This window comes from Amycolatopsis sp. PS_44_ISF1 (assembly GCF_032335455.1).
Lineage (GTDB): Bacteria > Actinomycetota > Actinomycetes > Mycobacteriales > Pseudonocardiaceae > Amycolatopsis.
In genome coordinates, this window is the sequence record NZ_JANUXO010000001.1 from 532,965 (window position 1) to 553,303 (window position 20,339).

At 75.2% G+C, this 20,339-nt stretch carries 7 protein-coding genes; all 7 read right to left on the reverse strand.

The window, feature by feature from the left end; all coding sequences use genetic code 11:
• Positions 1-66: 66 nt before the first annotated feature.
• From NYF13_RS02430 to NYF13_RS02460, 7 genes are read right to left on the reverse strand one after another with little or no spacing between them, the layout of a single operon-like run.
• Positions 67-942, reverse strand: coding sequence for a ThiF family adenylyltransferase (locus tag NYF13_RS02430; protein WP_315653838.1), 876 nt, complete (start codon positions 940-942; stop codon positions 67-69).
• Positions 939-2,183, reverse strand: coding sequence for a 3-deoxy-7-phosphoheptulonate synthase (locus NYF13_RS02435; RefSeq protein ID WP_396286411.1), 1,245 nt, complete (start codon positions 2,181-2,183; stop codon positions 939-941). The genes NYF13_RS02430 and NYF13_RS02435 overlap by 4 nt, the downstream gene beginning before the upstream one ends.
• Positions 2,180-3,256: a 3-dehydroquinate synthase family protein gene (locus NYF13_RS02440; protein WP_315653840.1), complete on the reverse strand. Its 1,077-nt coding sequence runs from the start codon at positions 3,254-3,256 to the stop codon at positions 2,180-2,182. Before NYF13_RS02440 ends, NYF13_RS02435 begins: the two co-directional genes overlap by 4 nt.
• The gene (locus NYF13_RS02445) at positions 3,253-3,402 is read right to left on the reverse strand and encodes a hypothetical protein (RefSeq protein WP_315653841.1); all 150 of its coding nucleotides are present in this window, start codon (positions 3,400-3,402) and stop codon (positions 3,253-3,255) included. Before NYF13_RS02445 ends, NYF13_RS02440 begins: the two co-directional genes overlap by 4 nt.
• 18 nt (positions 3,403-3,420) lie before the next feature.
• The gene (locus NYF13_RS02450; RefSeq protein ID WP_315653842.1) at positions 3,421-4,203 is read right to left on the reverse strand and encodes an arylamine N-acetyltransferase; all 783 of its coding nucleotides are present in this window, start codon (positions 4,201-4,203) and stop codon (positions 3,421-3,423) included.
• Positions 4,204-4,211: 8 nt separating this feature from the next.
• Complete coding sequence (locus tag NYF13_RS02455) at positions 4,212-14,786, reverse strand: type I polyketide synthase (protein WP_315653843.1); 10,575 nt, start codon at positions 14,784-14,786, stop codon at positions 4,212-4,214.
• Between the two features lie 53 nt (positions 14,787-14,839).
• The gene (locus NYF13_RS02460) at positions 14,840-20,302 is read right to left on the reverse strand and encodes a type I polyketide synthase (RefSeq protein WP_315653844.1); all 5,463 of its coding nucleotides are present in this window, start codon (positions 20,300-20,302) and stop codon (positions 14,840-14,842) included.
• Between the last annotated feature and the right edge of the window lie 37 nt (positions 20,303-20,339).

Consider the following 20,339-nt stretch of genomic DNA (forward strand, 5'->3'; position numbering starts at 1 on the left):
TCGCCGAGAAAGGCGGAAACGAGCGGGACCCCACCGGGAATTGCGCCTTTCGGCTCGCCCACCAGGTTATGCCGGTGCGCGCCGGACCACATCCCCCGCCCTGGTAGTCGCCCGGACCGGCGGGGCGAATCCGAAGAATGCGCGATAAGCGTCGACCTGCCCGTCGAGCATGTGGATTCCACAGTGGACGTGGTGGCCGAGTTCCGCCGCTTCGCGCAGGAGCCGCGTTTCCCGGGGGTGCATGATGATGTCGGCCACCACCCGGCCCGGCGCCAGCCGGTCCGGCCGGAACGGCAGCGGGTCGCCGGGGGCCAGCCCGAGCGGGGTGGCGTTCACGACGAGCCCGGCCCCCTCGGTGTCCGGGGCGGCCGAGGTGCGGGTCCGGCCCGGCCAGTGCGCGTCCAGCCGGGTGCGCAGCGCCTCCAGTTTCGCGGTGTCCGGGTCGCACACCGCCAGCCGCTCGACCCCGGCGGCGAGCAGCGCGGCCGCGATCGCGCTGCCCGCACCGCCCGCGCCGACCAGCGCCACCCGCTCGCGGTTCGGATCGTGGCCCGCGGCCACCAGCCCGGCCACGAAACCGAGGCCGTCGAAGTTCTCCGCGTACCAGCGGCCGTCCGCTTCCCGCCGGAGCGCGTTGGCGCTGCCGGTGACCTCGACCATCGGGCTGCGGCGGTCGGCCAGCCCGGCCGCGGCCGGCTTGTGCGGCACGGTGACGAAGATGCCGTCGACGTTGCCGGCGTCCTGCAGCCCGCGCACGACCCGTTCGAGGCGCTCGGGCTCGGCGTGCACCGGAACCAGCACGGCGTCCATCCCCCACCGCGCGAACAGCGGGTTCAGCAGCGCCGGCGATTGCACCTGGGTCACCGGGTCCCCCAGGACGACGTACAGCCGGGTGCTTCCGCTGATCGGATGATTTCCCTGCGGTGCAACGGTTTCCGTCATCGCAGACCCTCCGGGACGGCCGCGCGCCGGTCCGCCAGCAGCCGCGCGACGGACCGGGCGAGCTGCACCGACTGCCCGGCGTTGAGCCGCGGGTCGCAGGCGGTCCGGTAGCGGGCGGGCAGTTCGGGCTCGGCCACGGCCGGGGACCCGCCGAGGCACTCCGTCACGTCCTCGCCGGTCACCTCGACGTGGATGCCGCCGGGGTGGGTGCCGAGCTCGCGGTGGACCTCGACGAAGCCGGCGAGCTCGTCGAGCACCTGGTCGAAGTGCCGGGTCTTGTACCCGTTGCCCGACCGGTAGGTGTTGCCGTGCATCGGGTCGCACTGCCAGACCACCTCGTGCCCGGACGCGGTGACCTTCTCCACGATCGGCGGCAGGACGTCGCGGACCAGCCGGTGGCCCATCCGGCTGACCAGGGTCAACCGTCCCGGCGTGCGGTGCGGGTCGAAGCGCTCGACGTACTCGACGGCCAGTTCGGGGGTCACGCTCGGGCCGAGTTTGAGGCCGATCGGGTTGGCCAGCAGCTCCGCGAAGGCGACGTGGGCCCCGTCGAGCTGCCGGGTGCGCTCCCCGATCCACAGGAAGTGCGCCAGCCCGCTCGACAGCCGCGGTTGCGGGCCGCCGGTGTCGGCCCACAGCCCGGCCCGCTCGTAGTCGAGCAGGAGCAGTTCGTGGCTGACGAAGACCTCACCGGCCGCGCGGACCAGGTGCATCGCGCGGCTCGCGTCGGCGTGGGCCTGGAGCATCCGGCGCGGGTCGGGGGTCCGGGCGGCGAGCGTGGGTTCCGGGGAGTTGACGATGTCGCCGCGGTAGACCGGCAGCCCCAGCGCGTCGACGGGGTGGGACCGCGGTTTGGCGTACTGCCCGGCCATCCGGGCGATCCGGACCACCGGCAGGCCGGCCCCTTCGGCCAGCACCTCCGCCATCCGCGCCAGCACCCGCAGGTTGGCCCGCAGGTGCGGTTCGGTGTTGCCGGCGAAGGTCTCCGCGCAGTCGCCGCCCTGCAGCAGGAACGCCTCGCCGCGGGCGACCGCCGCGAGCCGGTCCGCCAGCCGCGCGGTCTCCGCCGGCTCGACGATCGGCTCGACCTCGTCCAGGTGCCCGAGCACCTCCGCCACCCGCGCCGGGTCCGGCCAGCTCGGCTGCTGCGCGGCGGGCCGGGCCAGCGCCTCGTCCAGCCGGCGGGCCAGCTCGCGGTCCACCGCGCGGAGGTGACCCGTTCCGGGCCGCAGCCGCCTCACGCCGGCGCCGCATCGGTCGCCGGGACCCCGCCCGGTTGGCCGCCGATCAGCTCCGCCAGCGGCTTGCGGGGCATCTCACCCAGCACGCGCGTGACCACGGCCTCCGGCACGTCGCTCACCAGCTCCGCCCCCCGGGGCCCGGACAGGACGAAAGCCAGCCCGGTGATCGCCTTCTTGTCCCGGTGCATCTGCCGGAGCAGCACCGCCGGTTCGACCCCGGCGGGCAGCGCCGTGGGCAGGCCGTAGTGGCGCACGACTTCGAGGTGTTCGGCCACGCCGGCCTCGTCGATCCGGCCCAGCGCGCCCGCCAGCCGGCCCGCGAAGACCGTGCCGATGGCCACCGCCTCCCCGTGGCGCAGGGCGAAATCGGTGGCGATCTCCAGCGCGTGCCCCAGCGTGTGGCCGTAGTTGAGCCGGTGCCGCAGCCCGGTGTCCCGTTCGTCCCGCTCCACGACGCTCGCCTTGAGGGTGACGCTGGCGGCGATCTGCTCCGGCAGCGAGCGCCCGCGCAGGTCGGGCGCGCCGATGAAGTGGCAGCGGGCGATCTCGCCGAGCCCGTTGAGCACCTCGCGCCGGGGCAGGGTGCTCAGGTAGTCCGTGTCGCACAGCACCGCGCTGGGCTGCCAGTAGGCCCCGGCCAGGTTCTTGCCCGCGGGCAGGTTCACCGCCGTCTTGCCGCCGACGCTGGCGTCCACCTGGGCGAGCAGCGAGGTCGGCAGGTGGACCACGGCGACGCCCCGGTGGTACAGCGCGGCGGCCAGGCCCACGACGTCGGTGGTGGTGCCGCCGCCGCACGACACGACGACGTCGGAGCGGGTCAGCCCGAACCGGGCGAACTCACCGCACAGGTCTTCCACTGTGGACAGTCGCTTGTCCGGCTCGCCGTCGCGCGCCGCCAGCAGCAGCGTTTCGACGCCGGTGTCGGGCACCCACTCCGGCGGGCGGGCCGACACCACGGCGGCGCGCCGGGCGCCGAGCCGCCGGATCACCCCGGCCAGCGACTTCCGCACTCCGGGGCCGACGAGCACGTCGTAGGAGCGTTCGCCCAGGCGTACCGGGATCGTCGTCGTCACGGCGCCTTCTCCCGGACCTGCGGACCGGTCCGCAGGTCGGCGTTCCGGGGCACACTCCCGCCGCCGTGGCCGAACCCGAAGTGCGGGCGGTGGTGGTGCGGGCACCGGCGGCCGAACCGCGGCAGCGGGCCGTCCCTTTCCGTCATCGTCTTCCCCTTCCCGGTTCAGCCGAGCTCGCCGGACAGCACGTGGTCCACGAGCGCCCGGTGCTCGTCGTCGTCGGTGATCGTGCGCACCTGCTCGCGGCCGTCGCGGACCGTGAGGTACCGGCGCTGGCGCAGGAACACCTGGCCGTGGCCGAACGCCCGGCCGCACAAAACCTCCTGCCGGTCGCCGCGTCCGGTGTCCCCCACCAGCGCCCGGAAGTTGTCCTCCAGCTCCTTCCAGTCGCTCCACTGCCGGGGTTCGGTCGTGAACGTGTACACGCCGCTCCAGCGGGTGACCGCGCCCCGGCGTTGCAGCGCGTACCCGGATTCCTGCGGCACCAGCCGGAACTGGCTGCCGTACTGGGTCTGCACGGCGGCGGTCACCGGCAGCGGCTCCAGGTAGGTGGGCCCGGGGTAGCCGACGTCGACCAACCACCGGACGCCCTCCAGGGTGACCAGGTTGAACATGTGCTCGACCTCGGTGCCGAAGGTCTCCCGGCCTTCGGTGGTGCTGCCCGCGAGCGGCGTGACGTCGTAGCCCAGCTCGGTCAGGAGCCGGTGGAACAGCCGGTTCAGGTGGTAGCAGGCGCCGCCCCGGCCTTGCGCGATGCTGGTTTCGAAGACGGCGTCCTCGTCGAGATCGACGACGTCGACCGCGGCCTCGAGACCGTAGGCGAGGCTGCTGTAGGGAATGGCCATGAGGTGGCTCTTCTGCAGCCACCGCACCGTCTCCAGGTCCACGCCGGTGGCGCCGGCGCAGCCGATCCGCCGGAGGTAGGTACTCACGTCGAACACGTTCACCAGTCCTTTCAGACCGAGGTCGGCACGGGGGCCGCGGCCGGTTCGCCGCCGACCAGTTCGAGCAGGTGCGCGGCGAGCAGTTTGGGCGTCGGGTGGTCGAAGACGACGCTGGGCGCGATCTTCCGGTCGGTGACGGCCCGCAGCCGGTTGCGCAGCTCGATCGCGGTCAGGGAGTCGAAGCCGATCTCGAACAACCCCTGGTCCTCGTCGATCTGCTGGGCGGAGCGGTACCCGAGCACCCCGGCCACCTGCGTCCGCACCAGCTCGAGCAGGATCTCGGCCCGCTCGTGCGGGGTGCGCCCGGCGAGCCGGTCGGCCAGCCGGCCGCGGTCGGCCACCTCGGCGGTGCGGGCCTGCTGACGGCCCACTCGGACCAGCCCGCGCAGCAGGTGCGGCACCTCTGTGCCCGCGCCGCCGCCGGCGCGCAGCCCCCGCAGGTCGAGCCGGGCCGGGACCAGCACCGCCGCCCCGGACCCGACGGCGGCGTCGAACAGCTCCAGGCCCTCTTCGGGGGTCATGGCCACGAGCCCGCCGCGCCGGTTCATCCGGGCTTTGGCGGCGTCGTCGGAACCGGCCGCCATGCCACCCGTGCGCTGGTCCCACAGGCCCCACGCCAGCGACAGACCCGGCAGACCCGCCGCCCGACGATTCGCCATCAACCCGTCCAAGAACGCATTCGCCGCCGCGTAACTCCCACTACCCGCACCCATGAACACCGCCGAAACCGAGGAATAGACCACAAAAGCATCCAGATCCACACCCCGCGTCAGCTCGTCCAGGTGCGACACCGCATCCACCTTCGGCGCGAACACCCGGGCCAGCCGCTCCGGCAGCACCGTGCCGATCACCCCGGCGTCCGAGACACCGGCGGTGTGCACCACCCCGGACAGGGGGTGCTCCTGCGGCACGGTCGCGAGCAGGGTCGCCACCTGGTCCCGTTCGGACACGTCGCAGGCGACCACCGAGACCTCCGCGCCCGCGGCGGTGAGGTCGGCGACCAGGTCCTTCGCGCCGTCGGCGTCCAGTCCCCGCCGGCTGGCCAGCAGCAGCCGCCGGACCCCGTGCCGCTCGACCAGGTGCCGGGCCACCAGCCCGCCGAGCGAGCCGGTGCCCCCGGTGACCAGCACCGTCCCGCGCGGGCCGAACCCGGCGGGCGGTCCCGCCTGCCCGGCGCGGGCCAGGCGCGGCACGGACAACCTCGACCCGCGCACCGCGACCTGCGGCTCACCGCTGGCCAGCACCGGACCCAGCACGGCCGCCACCCCGGTCCCGGCCGCGGGGTCGGTGTCCAGCAGGACGATCCGGTCCGGGTTCTCCGCCTGCGCGGCCCGGACCAGGCCCCACACCGCGGCCGCGGCCGGATCGCTCACCCCGCCGTCGCCGGCGGGCACCGCGCCCCGGGTCACGATCGCCAGCTTCGCGCTTTCCAGCCCGGCCCCGGCCAGCCAGCACTGCACCACGTCCAGCACCCGGACGGTGAGCGCCAGCGCCGGGTCCCCGTCCGCGACGGCGTCCATCACGGCCACCTCCGGCGCGGCGCTCAGCCCGGACAGGACGTCGTCGGCCAGCGTCGCCACCTCTTCCGCGGTGGCCACCGGCACCCAGGACGGCACCGGACCGGCACCGTCCACACGGGACAACGCGGTCCAGTCCACCCGGTACAGCGATTCGGCGCGGCCCGGACCCGCCGCGGTGGCCAGCTGCTCCTCGGACACCGGCCGGCCCACCAGCCCGTCCATCGTCACGACCGGGCCACCCGTCTCGTCCACCGCTTCGAGCGACAGCGTGTCGGCGTCGGGCCGGCCGACCCGCACCCGCAGCGTCGACGCGCCGGCGGCGTGCAGCCGCAACCCGTTCCACGCGAACGGCAGCCGCACTTCCCGCCCGTAGGGCCCGGCCTCGCCCGCGGGAGCCGCGGCGGCCACCATCGTCGAGTGCAGGGCCGCGTCCAGCAGCGCGGGGTGGATGCCGAACCGGGCGGCGTCCGCCCGGTACTCCTCGGGCAGGGCGATTTCGGCGAAGGTCTCGTCACCGCGCCGCCACACCGCCCGCACGGCCCGGAACACCGGCCCGTAGCCGTACCCGATCCCGGCGAGCACCTCGTAGGCTCCGCCGATGTCCACGGACTGCGCGCCGGGCGGCGGCCAGGCGGCGAAGTCGAACCCGGTGGTGCCGCGGACCGGCGCGGCCGCGGGCACCAGGACACCGGTCGCGTGCCGGGTCCATGCGTCCGCGGACCCGCCCCCACCGGCGTCCTCGCGCTGGGAGTAGACCTCCACCGTGCGCGAGCCGTCCTCGCCCGGTCCGCTCAGCGCGACCTGCACGCGCACCCCGCCGCGGCGGGGCACCACGAGCGGCGCCTCGATCACCAGCTCGTCGAGCACCGGGCAGCCGGCTTCGTCACCGGCCCGCACGGCCAGCTCGACCAGACCGGTGCCGGGGACGATCACGATGTCCCGGACCGCGTGCTCGGCCAGCCAGGGGTGCGAGCGCAGCGACAGCCGGGAAGTGCCCAGCAGACCGTCGGACTGCGGCAGGGGCACGACCGCGGCCAGCAGCGGGTGGTCGGCCCCGGCGAGCCCCAGCGAGACGGCGTCGGTGGCCGGTTCGGCCGGGCTGAGCCAGAAGTGCTGGTGGTCGAAGGCGTAGGCCGGGAGGTCCACCCGCCCGGCCGGGGCGGGCAGGATCCCGCTCCAGTCCACCGCGACCCCGCGGACGTACAGCTCGGCCATCGACGTCAGCAGCCGCCGCAGCCCGCCGTCTTCGCGGCGCAGCGAACCGGCCACGACCGCGCCGGTTTCGTCGACGAGCTCGGCGAGCGGCTGGACCAGCACCGGGTGGGCGCTGACCTCGACGAACGCGCGGTGGCCCCGGTCGAGCAGCTCGGCCACGGCCGGCCCGAACCCGACCGGCCGGCGCAGGTTCCGGTACCAGTACTCGCCGTCTACGACTCCGGCATCGGTGACCCACTCACCGGTCACAGTGGAGAAGAACGGCACCAACGGCGCCTTCGCCTCGATCCCGGCAAGCGAACCGGCGAGCGTGTCACGGATGTCCTCCACGTGCCACGTGTGCGAGGCGTAGTCCACCGCCACCCGCCGGACCCGGACCCCTTGGCGCTCCAGGGAATCCAGCGCCTCACCGAGCGCGTCGGCGTCTCCCGCGATCACCACCGAGGACGGCCCGTTGACCGCCGCCACCTCGACCCAGCCCGCCCAGGGCACCAGCCGCAGGACGGCTTCGCTCTCGCTCAGGGCGACCGACGCCATCCCGCCGCGCCCGGACAGCCGCGCGGCGATCGCCTGGCTGCGCAACGCTACAACCTTCGCCGCGTCCGCCAGGGACAGCGCGCCCGACACGCAGGCCGCGGCGATCTCGCCCTGCGAGTGCCCCAGCACCGCGTCGGGGACCACGCCGACCGAGGACCACACCGCCGCGAGGCCCACCATCATCGCGAAGCTCGCGGGCTGCAGGACATCGACCCGATCCATCAACGCGGGATCGGCGTCGCCGCGCAGCACGTCCAGCAGCGACCAGCCGACCCACGGCGCGAGCGCGGCGGCGCACTCGGCGATCCGCTCGGCGAACACCGGCGACGCGTCGAGCAGTTCGCGGCCCATCCCGGGCCACTGCGTCCCCTGCCCCGGGAACACCCACACCAGCTTTTCCGGCGGACCGGCCGCCGGGACCCGGCCGGCCACCGCGCCGGGCGCGTCCTCGCCCCCGGCCAGGGCGGTCAGGCCGGACCGGGCCTCCTCGGCCGAGCCCGCGACCACCACCGCGCGTTCGCCGAACACCGCCCGCCCGGTGACCAGCGCACCGGCCACCTTCGCCAGCGGCTCGGGCGAGTCCCCGAGGAACGCCGCCAGCCGGCCCGCCTGCCCGGCCAGGGAAGCGGCGCTGCGCGCGGACAGCACCACCGGCACCGCCGGGAGCACCACCTCGGCCGGCGCCGCTTCGGCGACCGGCGGCGGGTCGAGCGGGGCTTCTTCGATGATCAGGTGCGCGTTCGTCCCGCTGATCCCGAACGACGAGACGCCCGCGCGGCGCGGCCGGTCGCCCCGCGGCCACTCCCGGGCCTCGGTCAGCACTTCGACCGCCCCGGCGGACCAGTCCACCTGCGTCGTCGGCTGCGTCACGTGCAGGGTGCGCGGCAGGACGCCGTAGCGCAGCGCCTGCACCATCTTGATCACGCTCGCGACCCCGGCGGCCGACTGCGTGTGGCCGAAGTTCGACTTCACCGAACCCAGCCACAACGGCTGCGCCGGATCGCGGTCCTTCCCGTAAGTGGCCAGCAACGCCTGCGCCTCGATCGGATCGCCCAGCGCGGTCCCGGTGCCATGACCCTCCACAACGTCCACATCGGACGGATCCAGGCCGGCACTACCCAACGCACTCCGGATCACCCGCTGCTGCGAAGGACCATTCGGCGCCGTCAACCCATTCGACGCACCATCCTGATTCACCGCAGAACCCTTCAACAGAGCCAAAACCCGATGACCCCGCTCCCGCGCCACCGACAACCGCTCCAACACCACCACACCCACACCCTCAGCCCACCCCGTACCATCCGCGCCATCCGCATACGCCTTGCACCGCCCGTCCCCGGCCAGGCCCCGCTGCCGCGAAAACTCGACGAAGGTGCCGGGTGTTCCCATCACGGTCACGCCGCCGGCCAGCGCCATCGAGCACTCGCCCTGCCGCAGCGACTGGGCGGCCAGGTGCATCGCCACCAGCGAAGACGAACACGCCGTATCGATCGTCACCGCCGGACCCTCGAACCCGAACACGTACGACACCCGGCCCGACACCACGCTCGACGCGCCCGCCGTGCTGGCGTAGCCCTCCATCTGCGCGGCGTCCGCGCCCATGCCGTAGCCCTGGTTGGACACCCCGGCGAACACGCCGACGTCGGTGCCCTTGACCGCGTCGGGGTCGAGCCCCGCGCTCTCCAGCGCCTCCCAGGACGCCTCCAGCAGCAACCGCTGCTGCGGGTCCATGGCCACGGCTTCCCGGGGCGAGATCCCGAAGAACGCCGCGTCGAACAGCGCGGCCCCGTCGAGGAACCCGCCCTGGCTGGTGTAGGTCGTGCCCGATCGGTCGGGGTCGGCGTCGAACAGGTTCTCCAGGTCCCAGCCCCGGTCCACGGGGAAGGAGGAAAGCCCCTCGCGGCCGTCGAACACCAGGCGCCACAGGCGTTCGGGGTCGGTGACGCCCCCGGGCAGGCGGCACGCCATGCCGACGATCGCGATCGGCTCGTTCGCCGCCGCGGCCACGGCCGGCGCGCGGCCGGGCCGGTCCGCCCCGGCCGGCGCTTCGCCGAGTTCGTCACGCAGGTGACGGGCGAGCGCCAGCGGCGTCGGGTAGTCGAACACCAGCGTCGCGGGCAGCTTCAGCCCGGTCGCCTCCCGCAGCCGGTTGCGCAGTTCCACCGCCGTCAGCGAGTCGAAGCCGGCGTCCGAGAACACCGTGTTCTCGCGGACGCCTTCCGGACCGGCGTGCCCGAGCACGACCGCGACCTGCCCGCGCACCAGGTCCAGCAGCAGCGCCTCCTGCTCCGCGGCGGCGAGCCCGGCCAGCTCCGGTCGCAGTCCGTCGGTGCGCGCGGCCGCCGCCCGGGCCTGCTGCCGGCCGGCGCGGACCAGTCCGCGCAGCAGGTGCGGCACGTCGCCGCTCGCCCGCGGGCCCCGCAGGTCCAGCTTGAGCGGCACGAGCAGCGGCTGCCCGGTGCCCAGCGCGGCGTCGAGCAGGTCCATGCCCTCGGTCGCGGTGATCGCCAGCACTCCGCTGCGGCTCGCCCGCGCCTGGTCCGATCGGCCCAGGTGCGCGGTCATCCCGTCGGACTGCTGCCACATGCCCCAGGCGAGCGACGTGCCCGGCAGGCCCGCGGCGCGCCGGTTCGCCACCACGGCGTCCAGGTAGGCGTTGGCGGCGGCGTAGTTGCCCTGCCCCGCGGAGCCGAACACACCGGAGGCCGAGGAGAACACGGCGAAGGTCGTGAGGCCCGCCTCGCGGGTCAGCTCGTCCAGGTGCCGGATCGCGTCGACCTTGGGGGCGAACACCGTGGCCAGCCGCTCCGGGGTGAGCGCCTCGACCACGCCGTCGTCGAGCACTCCCGCCGTGTGCACGACCGCGGTGGGCCGGTGGGCTTCGAGCAGCGCCGCGACCTGATCGCGGTCGGCCGTGTCACAGGCCACGACGGACACCGTCGCGCCCGCGCCGGTCAGCTCGGCGACCAGCTCGCCGACGCCCTCGGCGGCCTGGCCACGGCGGCTGGCGAGCACCAGCCGCCGGACCCCGTGCCGGGTCACGACGTGCCGGGCCACCAGCGCGCCGAGCGAACCCGCGCCCGAGACCAGGACCGTCCCGGCCGGGTCGAACCGCGCCGGTCCGGCAGCTTCGGCGCGGGCGAGGCGGGGCGCCGACAGCGTGCCGCCGCGGACGGCGACCTGCGGCTCACCCCCGGCCAGCACCGGTCCCAGCACCGCGGCCGGGTCACCACCGGCGGGATCGAGGTCCAGCAGCACGAACCGGCCCGGGTTTTCCGCCTGCGCCGACCGCACCAGGCCCCAGACCGCCGCCGCGGCCGGGTCGGGCACCGCACCGTCGCCGGCGGGCACCGCGCCCCGGGTCACGACCACGAGCCGCGTGCCGTCTCCGGTGACGCCCGCGAGCCACGCCTGCACCACGCCCAGCGCGTGCGCCGTCAGTTCCAGCGCGGCGTCGGCCGCGCCGGTCACCTCGTACACCGCCACCGACGACGCGGGCACCGCCGCCACGTCGGCGGCGGAGGTCACCGGCACCCACGACGTCGGCTCCCCCGTCACCGCGGGGAGTTCGGTCCACCGCACGTCGAACAACGCTTCGCGGATCACCGACGGCGTCGCGTCGAGCTGCTCGGCCGAGACCGGTCGGGACACCAGCGAATCCGCCGTGACGACGAGACCACCGGTCTCGTCCGCCGCCGCCAGCGCCACGGTGTTAGGTCCGTCGAACACGAGCCGCACGCGCAGGGCCGCGGCCCCGGCGGCGTGCAGCACCAGCCCGTTCCACGCGAACGGCAGCGCGGGCGCCCCGAGCTCCCGCTCCGGGGTGGCCGCGATGCCGAGCATCCCGGCGTGCAGCCCGGCGTCCAGAAGCCCCGGGTGCAGGCCGAACCGGCCGGCTTCGTCGTGGTGCGCCTCGGGCAGCGCGACCTCGGCGAAGACCTCGGCGTTGGTCTCGCCGCGGGCCCACACCGCGCGCAGGCCCTGGAACGCCGGACCGTAGGCGTACCCGCGCTCGGCCAGGTCGGCGTAGAAGTCCCCGATCTCGATCCGCCGGGCGCCGGGCGGCGGCCAGGCGGTGAAGTCGTAGCCCGGGTCGACGGCCGGCGGGGCCGCCGCCAGGGTCCCGGTGGCGTGCCGCGTCCAGTCTTCGTCCCCGGACTGGTCCTCGTTGCGGGAGTACACGTCCACGGTGCGCACCCCGGTGGCCCCGGGCGCGCCCACCGCGACCTGCACCCGCACGCCGCCCTGGTCCGGCACCACCAGCGGCGCCTCGATCACCAGCTCGTCGAGCACCGGGCAACCGGCCTCGTCCCCGGCGCGCACGGCCAGCTCCACCAGACCGGTCCCGGCGACCAGCACGGACCCGGCGATGACGTGGTCGGCGAGCCACGGGTGCGTCCGCAGCGACAGCCGCGACGTGAACACCAGCCCGTCGAACCGCGGCAGCCGCACCACCGCGCCCAGCATCGGGTGCCCGGCGGCGGTCTGGCCGAGCGACGTCGCGTCCACCGCCGGGCCGGGGCCGGAGAGCCAGTAGTTGCGGCGGTCGAAGGCGTAGGTCGGCAGGTTCACCCAGCCGGTGGCCGCGGGCAGCAGGGCGTCCCAGTCCACCGCGGCGCCGCGCACGAACAGCTCGCCGACGGCGGCCAGCAGGGTCTGCTCCTCCGGGCGGTCGGCGCGCAGGGCCGCGACGCAGGTGACCTCGGCTCCGGCGGCGGCCGCGGACTCCTCGACCACGGCGCTCAAGGCCGCGCCCGGACCGAGCTCGACGAACACCGTGCCGCCGTCGCGCACCGCGGCCGCGATGCCGTCGGCGAACCGCACCGGCCGCCGCACGTGCTCGGCCCAGTAGCGCGGATCGGCCAGTTCGCCGGGTTCGGCCGCCCGCCCGGTCACGTTGGAGATCACCGGGATCTCCGGCCGCTGCCAGGCCACGTCGGCCAGCTCGGCGGCGAAGGCGGCCAGCACCGGCTCCATCCGCGCCGAGTGGAAGGCGTGGGACACCGTCAGCCGCTTGGTCTTGTGGCCCCGCTCGCGCAGCCGGACGGCCGCCTCACCGACCGCGTCGTGCTCACCGGAGAGCACCACGGCGGCCGGTCCGTTGACCGCCGCGAGCTCCACCTCCTCGGAAAGCAGTCCGGCGACCGCGTCCTCGCCGGCCGCCACCGCGACCATCACCCCGCCCGGCGGCAGGGCCTGCATCAGCAGGCCCCGGGCCGCGACCACCCGTGCCGCGTCCCGCAGCGAAAGCACTCCCGCCGCGTGCGCGGCGGTGATCTCGCCGATCGAGTGGCCGATCACCGCGTCCGGTCGCAAGCCCCACGACTCGGCCAGCCGGAACAGCGCGCTCTCCACGGCGAACAGCCCGGCCTGCGTGAACACGGTCAGGTCCAGGAGCTTCGCGCTGCCGGGGACCGTGCCGAGTACGACGTCCCGCACCGGGTGGTCGACCCGCCCGGCGAGGCCCTCGTCCAGCCGCGCGCAGGCTTCGTCGAACGCCGCCGCGTACACCGGGTAACGCTCATACAGCTCGCGGCCCATCCCGACGCGGTGCGAACCCTGGCCGGGGAACACCCAGACGACCTTGCCCGGCGTGCCCGCGCTGCCGGTCACCACGCCGGGCGCGCGCTCCTCGCGGGCGAGCGCGCCCAGCCCGGTGACCGCCTGCTCGACCGAACCGGCCACCACGACCGCGCGCTCGCCGAACCGCGCCCGGTGCGCCACCAGCGCCTTCGCCGCTTGCGCCAGCGAGACGTCGCCACTGCCGAGGAACGCCGCCAGCCGGTCCGCCTGCGCCGCCAGGGCGCCGGGAGTCCGGGCCGACACGACCAGCGGCACCGCACCGGCGGGCCCTGGCTCGGCGGATACTGGCTCGGCGGGCCCTGGTTCGGCGGACACTGGCTCGGCGGGCACTGCTTCGACGGCCGGTTCCTCCGGCTGCGGCGCTTCTTCGACGATCAGGTGCGCGTTCGTCCCGCTGATCCCGAACGCCGACACCCCGGCGCGGCGCGGCCGGTCACCCCGCGGCCACTCCCGCGCCTCGGTCAGCACCTCGACCGCCCCGGCCGTCCAGTCCACCTGCGGGGTGGGTTCCTCGACGTGCAGCGTGGACGGCATGACGCCGTGTTCCAGGGCCTTGACCATCTTGATCAGCCCGACGACGCCGGCGGCCGCCTGCGTGTGCCCCACGTTCGACTTCACCGACCCCAGCCACAACGGCCGGCCCGGCTCCCGGCCCTGCCCATAGGTGGCAAGCAACGCCTGCGCCTCGATCGGATCGCCCAGCGCCGTCCCCGTGCCGTGCCCCTCTACGATGTCCACATCGGACGGAACCAGTCCCGCCCCCGCCAGCGCCTTGCGGATCACCCGCTGCTGCGAAGGACCGTTCGGCGCCGTCAACCCGTTCGACGCACCATCCTGATTCACCGCAGAACCCCGCAACACCGCCAAAATCCGGTGCCCGCGCTCCCGCGCCACCGACAACCGCTCCAACACCACCACACCCACACCCTCGGCCCACCCGGTGCCGTCCGCCGTCGAGGAGAACGCCTTGCTGCGCGCGTCGCGCGCCATCACCCGCTGCCGGGAGTAGGCCACGAAGGTGCCGGGGGTCGGCATCACCGTCGCTCCACCGGCCAGCGCCATCGAGCACTCCCCCAGGCGCAGGGCCTGCGCGGCGAGGTGGATCGCGACCAGGGACGACGAGCACGCCGTGTCGATCGTGACCGCCGGACCCTCGAAGCCGAACACGTACGACACCCGGCCGGACGCCACGCTCGACGCCCCGCCGGTGCCCGCGTACCCCTCCAGCTCCGGCGGGACCGCGCCCGCCCCGGTCCCGTAGCCCTGGGTGAAGAGCCCGGAGAAGACCCCGACGTCGCTGCCCTTCAACGAGAACGGGTCGACGCCCGCGTCCTCGAACGCCTCCCACGACGCCTCCAGCAGCAGCCGCTGCTGCGGGTCCATCATCAGCGCCTCGCGCGGCGAGATGCCGAAGAACCCGGCGTCGAACATCCCGGCCCCGTCGAGGAAACCGCCCTCGCTGGCGTACGAAGTGCCCGGGTGGTCGGGGTCCGGGTCGAAGAAGCCGTCCAGGTCCCAGCCGCGGTCGCCGGGGAACTCCGACAGCGCGTCGACGCCGCCCGAAACCAGCTTCCAGAATTCCTCGGGCGAGGACACCCCACCCGGCAGCCGGCACGCCATGCCCACGATGGCGAGCGGCTCGTCAGCGTGCCGCGCGCCCTGCTTCCGCAGGTCGTGGAGCTCGGCCGTGACGCGCTTGAGGTATTTGAGGAGCTTCTCGTCCGTTGCCATTCTTCGATTCCTCACGAAAGGTGTTGCGGAACGCGACGTCGTGAACCGGGGCTTCAGACGAGCCCGAGTTCGTCGTGGATGAAGTCGAGGACCTCGTCGGCGGAGGCGGATTCCAGCTGTTGCGCGGTCGTGGCGGTGCCGTCCGGTTCGAGGGCCCCGTTGCACCGGGCCACCAGGCCCTGCAGCCGGAGGGTGATGCCGGACTTGGCGGACTCGTCGAGCCGCAGCCCGCTCAGCAGCGTCTCGATGTCCTCGATCTTGGCCTGCACCAAGGAAAGCGCGTCCTCGCTGACCCCGAGCCCGGTGCGCAGGAGCCGGGCCAGCGCCACCGGCGTCGGGTGGTCGAAGACCAGCGTGGCCGGCAGTTTCAACCCGGTGGCGTCCCGCAGCCGGTTGCGCAGCTCCACCGAGGTCAGCGAGTCGAAACCGGCGTCCTTGAACGCCATCTCGGCGGGCACGCCCTCGGCGCCGCCGTGCCCGAGCACGGCCGCCGCCTGGTCCCGGACCAGGTCCACCAGCACGGCTTCCTGCTCCGCCGCGGCCAGCCCGGCCAGGTGCTGCACCAGGGCGCTGTCGCCGCCGGCCGGGGCGGCCGCCTGCTGCCGGCCGGCGCGGACCAGCCCGCGCAGCAGGTGCGGGACCGCGCCGCCGTGCTTCGCGCCGGCCCGGACCTCCCGCAGGTCCAGCTTGACCGGCACCAGCTGCGCCTGCCCGGACGCCAGGGCGGCGTCGAACAGGTCCATGCCTTCGGCCGCCGAGATCGGCAGCACGCCACCACGGCTCATCCGCGCCCGGTCGACCCCGCCGAGGTGCGCGATCATGTCGGTGGCCAGCTCCCAGAGACCCCAGGCCAGCGACAGTCCCGGGAGCCCGGCCGCGCGGCGGTTGGCCATCAGCCCGTCCAGGAAGGCGTTCGCCGCCGCGTAGTTGCCCTGCCCGGCCGCGCCCAGCACCCCCGAGGCGGAGGAGTAGACGACGAACGCGCCGATGTCCAGGCCGCGGGTCAGCTCGTCCAGGTGCCGCACGGCGTCGACCTTCGGCGCGAACACCCGGGCCAGCTTGTCCTGGGTCAGGCTCCCGATCACCCCGTCGTCCAGCACCCCCGCCGTGTGCACCACCCCGGTCAGGCGGTGCTCCTCGGGCACGGCGGCCAGCAGGGCGGCCACCTGCTCGCGGTCGGCCACGTCGCAGGCCACCACCGACACCGTGGCCCCCTGCCCGGTGAGGTCGGCGACCAGCTCGTCCACCCCGTCGGCGGCCGGACCGCGCCGGCTCGCCAGCACCAGGTGCCGCACGCCGTGCCCGGCGACCAGGTGCCGGGCCACCACGGCGCCCAGCACACCGGCGCCGGAGACCAGGACCGTCCCTTCCGGACCGAACCCCGCGGGGGTCCCGGCCGGCGGCTCGCCGACGCGGCCCAGCCGCGGCACCGACAGCGTGCCTCCCCGGACCGCGACCTGCGGCTCACCACTCACCGACACGGCACCGAGCACCGCCTCCACTCCGCCGTCCGCCGAGGGATCGAGGTCCAGCAGCACGATCCGGTCCGGGTTCTCCGACTGAGCGGCCCGCACCAGGCCCCAGACCGCCGACGCCACCGGGTCGGTCACCGCGCCGCCACCCGCGGCCACCGCCCCCCGCGTCACCACCACCAGTTGCGCCTCGGCCAGCTCCGGGGCCGCCAGCCACGCCTGCGCGACGGCCAGCGCCCGGCCGGTCAGGTCCAGCGTGGCGCCCGCGCCGGGACCGCCGGTGGCTTCGAAGACCGCCACCGCCGGCACCTCGGGCCCGGCGGCCAGCGCCTCGACCCGGTCCGCGTCGGTCACCGGCACCCACGCCGGGGCGGGCCCGCCCGCGACCGCCGGCAGCGGGGTCCAGTCCACTTGGAACAGCGAGCCCGTGCGCAGCGCGCTCGTGGCCGCGGTGAGCTGCCGGTCCACCGGCCGCAGCTCGACCGCGTCCACCGAGACCACCGGCGCGCCGGTGCCGTCCGCGGCCTCCAGCGCCACGGTCCCGGCGCCGTCGAGCTCCAGCCGCACCCGCAGCGCCGACGCGCCCGCCGCGTGCAGCACCAGCCCGTGCCAGTCCAGCGGCTGCCGCGGCTGGTCGGCCCGGTGGCCCCCCGCGTCCAGCAGCGCCGCGTGCAGGGCCGCCTCCAGCAGCGCCGGGTGCACGCCGAACCCGGAGGCGTCGTCCCGCAGCGAGTCGGGCAGGCCGACCTCGGCGAAGACCTCGTCCCCGCGGCGCCACACCGCGCGCAGGCCCTGGAACGCCGGCCCGAACGCGATGCCGCACTCGGCCAGGTCGTCGTAGAACAGTCCGGCGTCCACCTCGACCGGCTGCGCGCCCGGCGGCGGCCACGCGGCGAAGTCGAACCCCGGGTCCCGGGCCGGCGGCGTGGCCGACAGCACGCCGGTGGCGTGCCGCGTCCACTCCACCGCGTCTTCGCCGGGCCGGGAGTACACCTCCACGGTGCGGGAGCCGTGCTCGCCCGGTCCGCCCAGCACGACCTGCACGCGCACGCCGGGCCCGGGCACCACCAGCGGGGTCTCGACCGTCAGCGCTTCGAGGACCGAGCACCCGGCCTCGTCCCCGGCCCGCACCGCCAGCTCGACCAGCCCGCTCGCCGGCACGGTCACGACCCCGCCGAGCGCGTGGTCGGCCAGCCACGGGTGCGTGCGCACCGCCAGCCGCGAGGTGAACACGACCTCGCCGGACCGGGGCAGCGCCACCACCGCACCCAGCATCGGGTGCGCGGCCGCCGCCTGCCCGAGCGACGCGGCGTCGGTGTCCGCAGCCGCGGCCGACAGCCAGAAGTGCTCCCGGTCGAACGCATACGTCGGCAGCGGGACCCGGCCGGGCGCGACGGCCGGCAGCCCGCCCCGCCAGTCCACCGCGAGCCCGCGGACGAACAGCTCCGCCATCGACGTCAGCAGCCGGCGGCGGCCACCGTCCTGGCGCCGCACCGAACCGCCCACCACGGCGTCCGCGTCGGCGGCGTCCACGATCGCGGTGATCGGCTGCACCATCACCGGGTGCGGGCTGACCTCGACGAAGAAGCGGTGCCCGTCGTCCAGCAGCGTGTCGACCGCGCCGTGCAGGTCCACCGGCTGCCGGCAGTTCTCGTACCAGTAGGTCGCGTCCAGCCGTTCGCCGTCGAGGACGCCCGGCTTGACGGTCGAGTAGAACGGCACCGTGCCCGGCTCGGGCCGCACGGCCTTCAGCAGGTCCAGCAGCTCGTCCCGCAGCGGCTCCACCTGGGCGGTGTGCGAGCCGACTGTGCTGGGCACCACGCGGGCCCGCACGTCGTCGGCCGCGCACTCCTCGAGGAACCGCCGCAGCGCCTCGTCGGAGCCCGCCACGGTGCACGCCCCCGGGCCGTTGCGCCCGGCGATGCCCAGCTCCGGGTGCCCGGCCAGCCGGTCCCGGACCTCGTCGGCGGACAGCGCCACGGACGCGATCGCGCCGTGACCCACCAGCCGCCGCGCGAACAGGTCGCTGCGCAGCACGACCACCCGCACGGCATCGGCCAGGTTCAGGATCCCCGCCACGTGCGCGGCCGCGACCTCGCCCTGCGAGTGGCCCACCACGGCGTCGGGCCGGACCCCGGCCGCTTCCCACACCGCGGCCAGCGAAACCATCACCGCGAACAGCACCGGCTGCAGGACCTCGATGCGCTCCAGTCCCTCGTCGGCCCGCAGGACCTCGAGCACCGACCAGCCGGTCAGCTCCGCGATCGCCGCGTCGCACTCGGCCATCCGGTCGGCGAACACGGGCGAGTCCGCGAGCAGTTCGCGGCCCATCCCGACCCACTGGGTGCCCTGCCCGGGGAACACGAAGACCACACCGCCGTCACGGGCGCCGTCGGCCACCACGCCCCGGCCCGCGGCGAGCTCCCGCAGTCCCGCGACGGCCTCTTCCCGGTCCGCCGCCACGACGACGCCCCGCTTGTCCAGCAACGCCCGGCCCGCCGCCAGCGCGCCGGCCACCTCCGCGAGCGGCACCTCGGCGCCGTCGAGGAACGCGGCCAGCCGTCCGGCCTGCGCGGCCAGGGACGGGGTGCTGCGGGCCGAAACGACCAGCGGCACCACCCCTTCGGCCATGGCCGTAACCGGAGCGGTCTCCGGCGCCTCGGGGGCTTCCTCCACGATCACGTGCGCGTTCGTCCCGCTGATCCCGAACGAGGAGACGGCCGCCCGGCGCGGCCGGCCGTCGCGCCGCCACTCCCGCGCCTCGGTCAGCAGCTCGACCGCGCCCGCCGACCACTCCACCTCCCCGGTGGGTTCGGCCGCGTGCAAGGTCGGGGGCAGCACGCCGTGCCGCAGCGCCTCCACCATCTTGATCACCCCGCCCACGCCGGCCGCCGCCTGCGTGTGGCCGATGTTCGACTTCAGCGAACCGAGCCACAGCGGCCGCTGCGGGTCGCGGTCCTTCCCGTAGGTGGCCAGCAGCGCCCGCGCCTCGATCGGGTCCCCCAGCGCGGTCCCGGTGCCGTGGCCCTCCACCGCGTCCACTTCGGACGGTGCCAGTCCGGCGTTCGCCAGCGCGCTGCGGATCACCCGCTCCTGCGCCGGGCCGCTCGGCGCGGTCAGCCCGTTCGACGCGCCGTCCTGGTTCACCGCGCTGCCGCGGATCAGCGCGAGCACCCGGTGCCCGCGCTCCCGCGCCACCGAAAGCCGTTCCAGCACCACGACGCCGACGCCTTCGGCCAGACCGGTGCCGTCGGCGCCGGCCGCGTACGCCTTGCAGCGCCCGTCCCCGGCCAGCGCCCGCTGGCGGGAGAACGACCGGAACGACCCCGGGGTCGCCATCACCATCGCGCCGCCGGCCAGCGCCGTCTCGCAGTCGCCCTGCCGCAGGGCCTGCGCCGCCAGGTGGATCGCCACCAGCGAAGACGAGCACCCGGTGTCGAGCGTGACCGCCGGGCCCTCGAAGCCGAACACGTACGACACCCGGCCGGAGGCGATGCAGGTCGCCGCCCCGGTGCCCGCGAACCCCTCCGCCTCCGGCGGGACCACGCCCCCGCCGGCGCCGTAGCCCTGGGTGGACAGCCCGGAGAACACCCCGACCGAGGTGCCCTTCAGCGAGAACGGGTCGGCGCCCGCTCGTTCCAGCGCTTCCCAGGAGGTCTCCAGCAGGAGCCGCTGCTGCGGATCCATGGTGAGGGCTTCGCGGGGCGAGATGCCGAACAGCCCCGCGTCGAACAGCGCGGCGCCCTGGAGGAACCCGCCCTGGTCCGAGTACGACGTGCCCGGGCGGTCGGGGTCCGGGTCGAACAGGCCGTCGAGGTCCCAGCCCCGGTCGTCGGGGAACCCGGCGACGGCGTCGACCCCGTCGGCCACCAGCCGCCACAGCTCCTCCGGCGAGGACACGTCTCCCGGGTACCGACACGCCATGGAGACGATGGCGATCGGCTCCTTCGCGTCGTCCTCGACCTCGCGCAGCCGCTTGCGGGCGTCGCGGGCGTCGGCGATCGCCCTTTTGAGGTAATCGCGGAGTTGGGTCTCATCGGCCACTGAACTCAGCTCCCTGCAGGTGTCCGTGTGCGCTTGC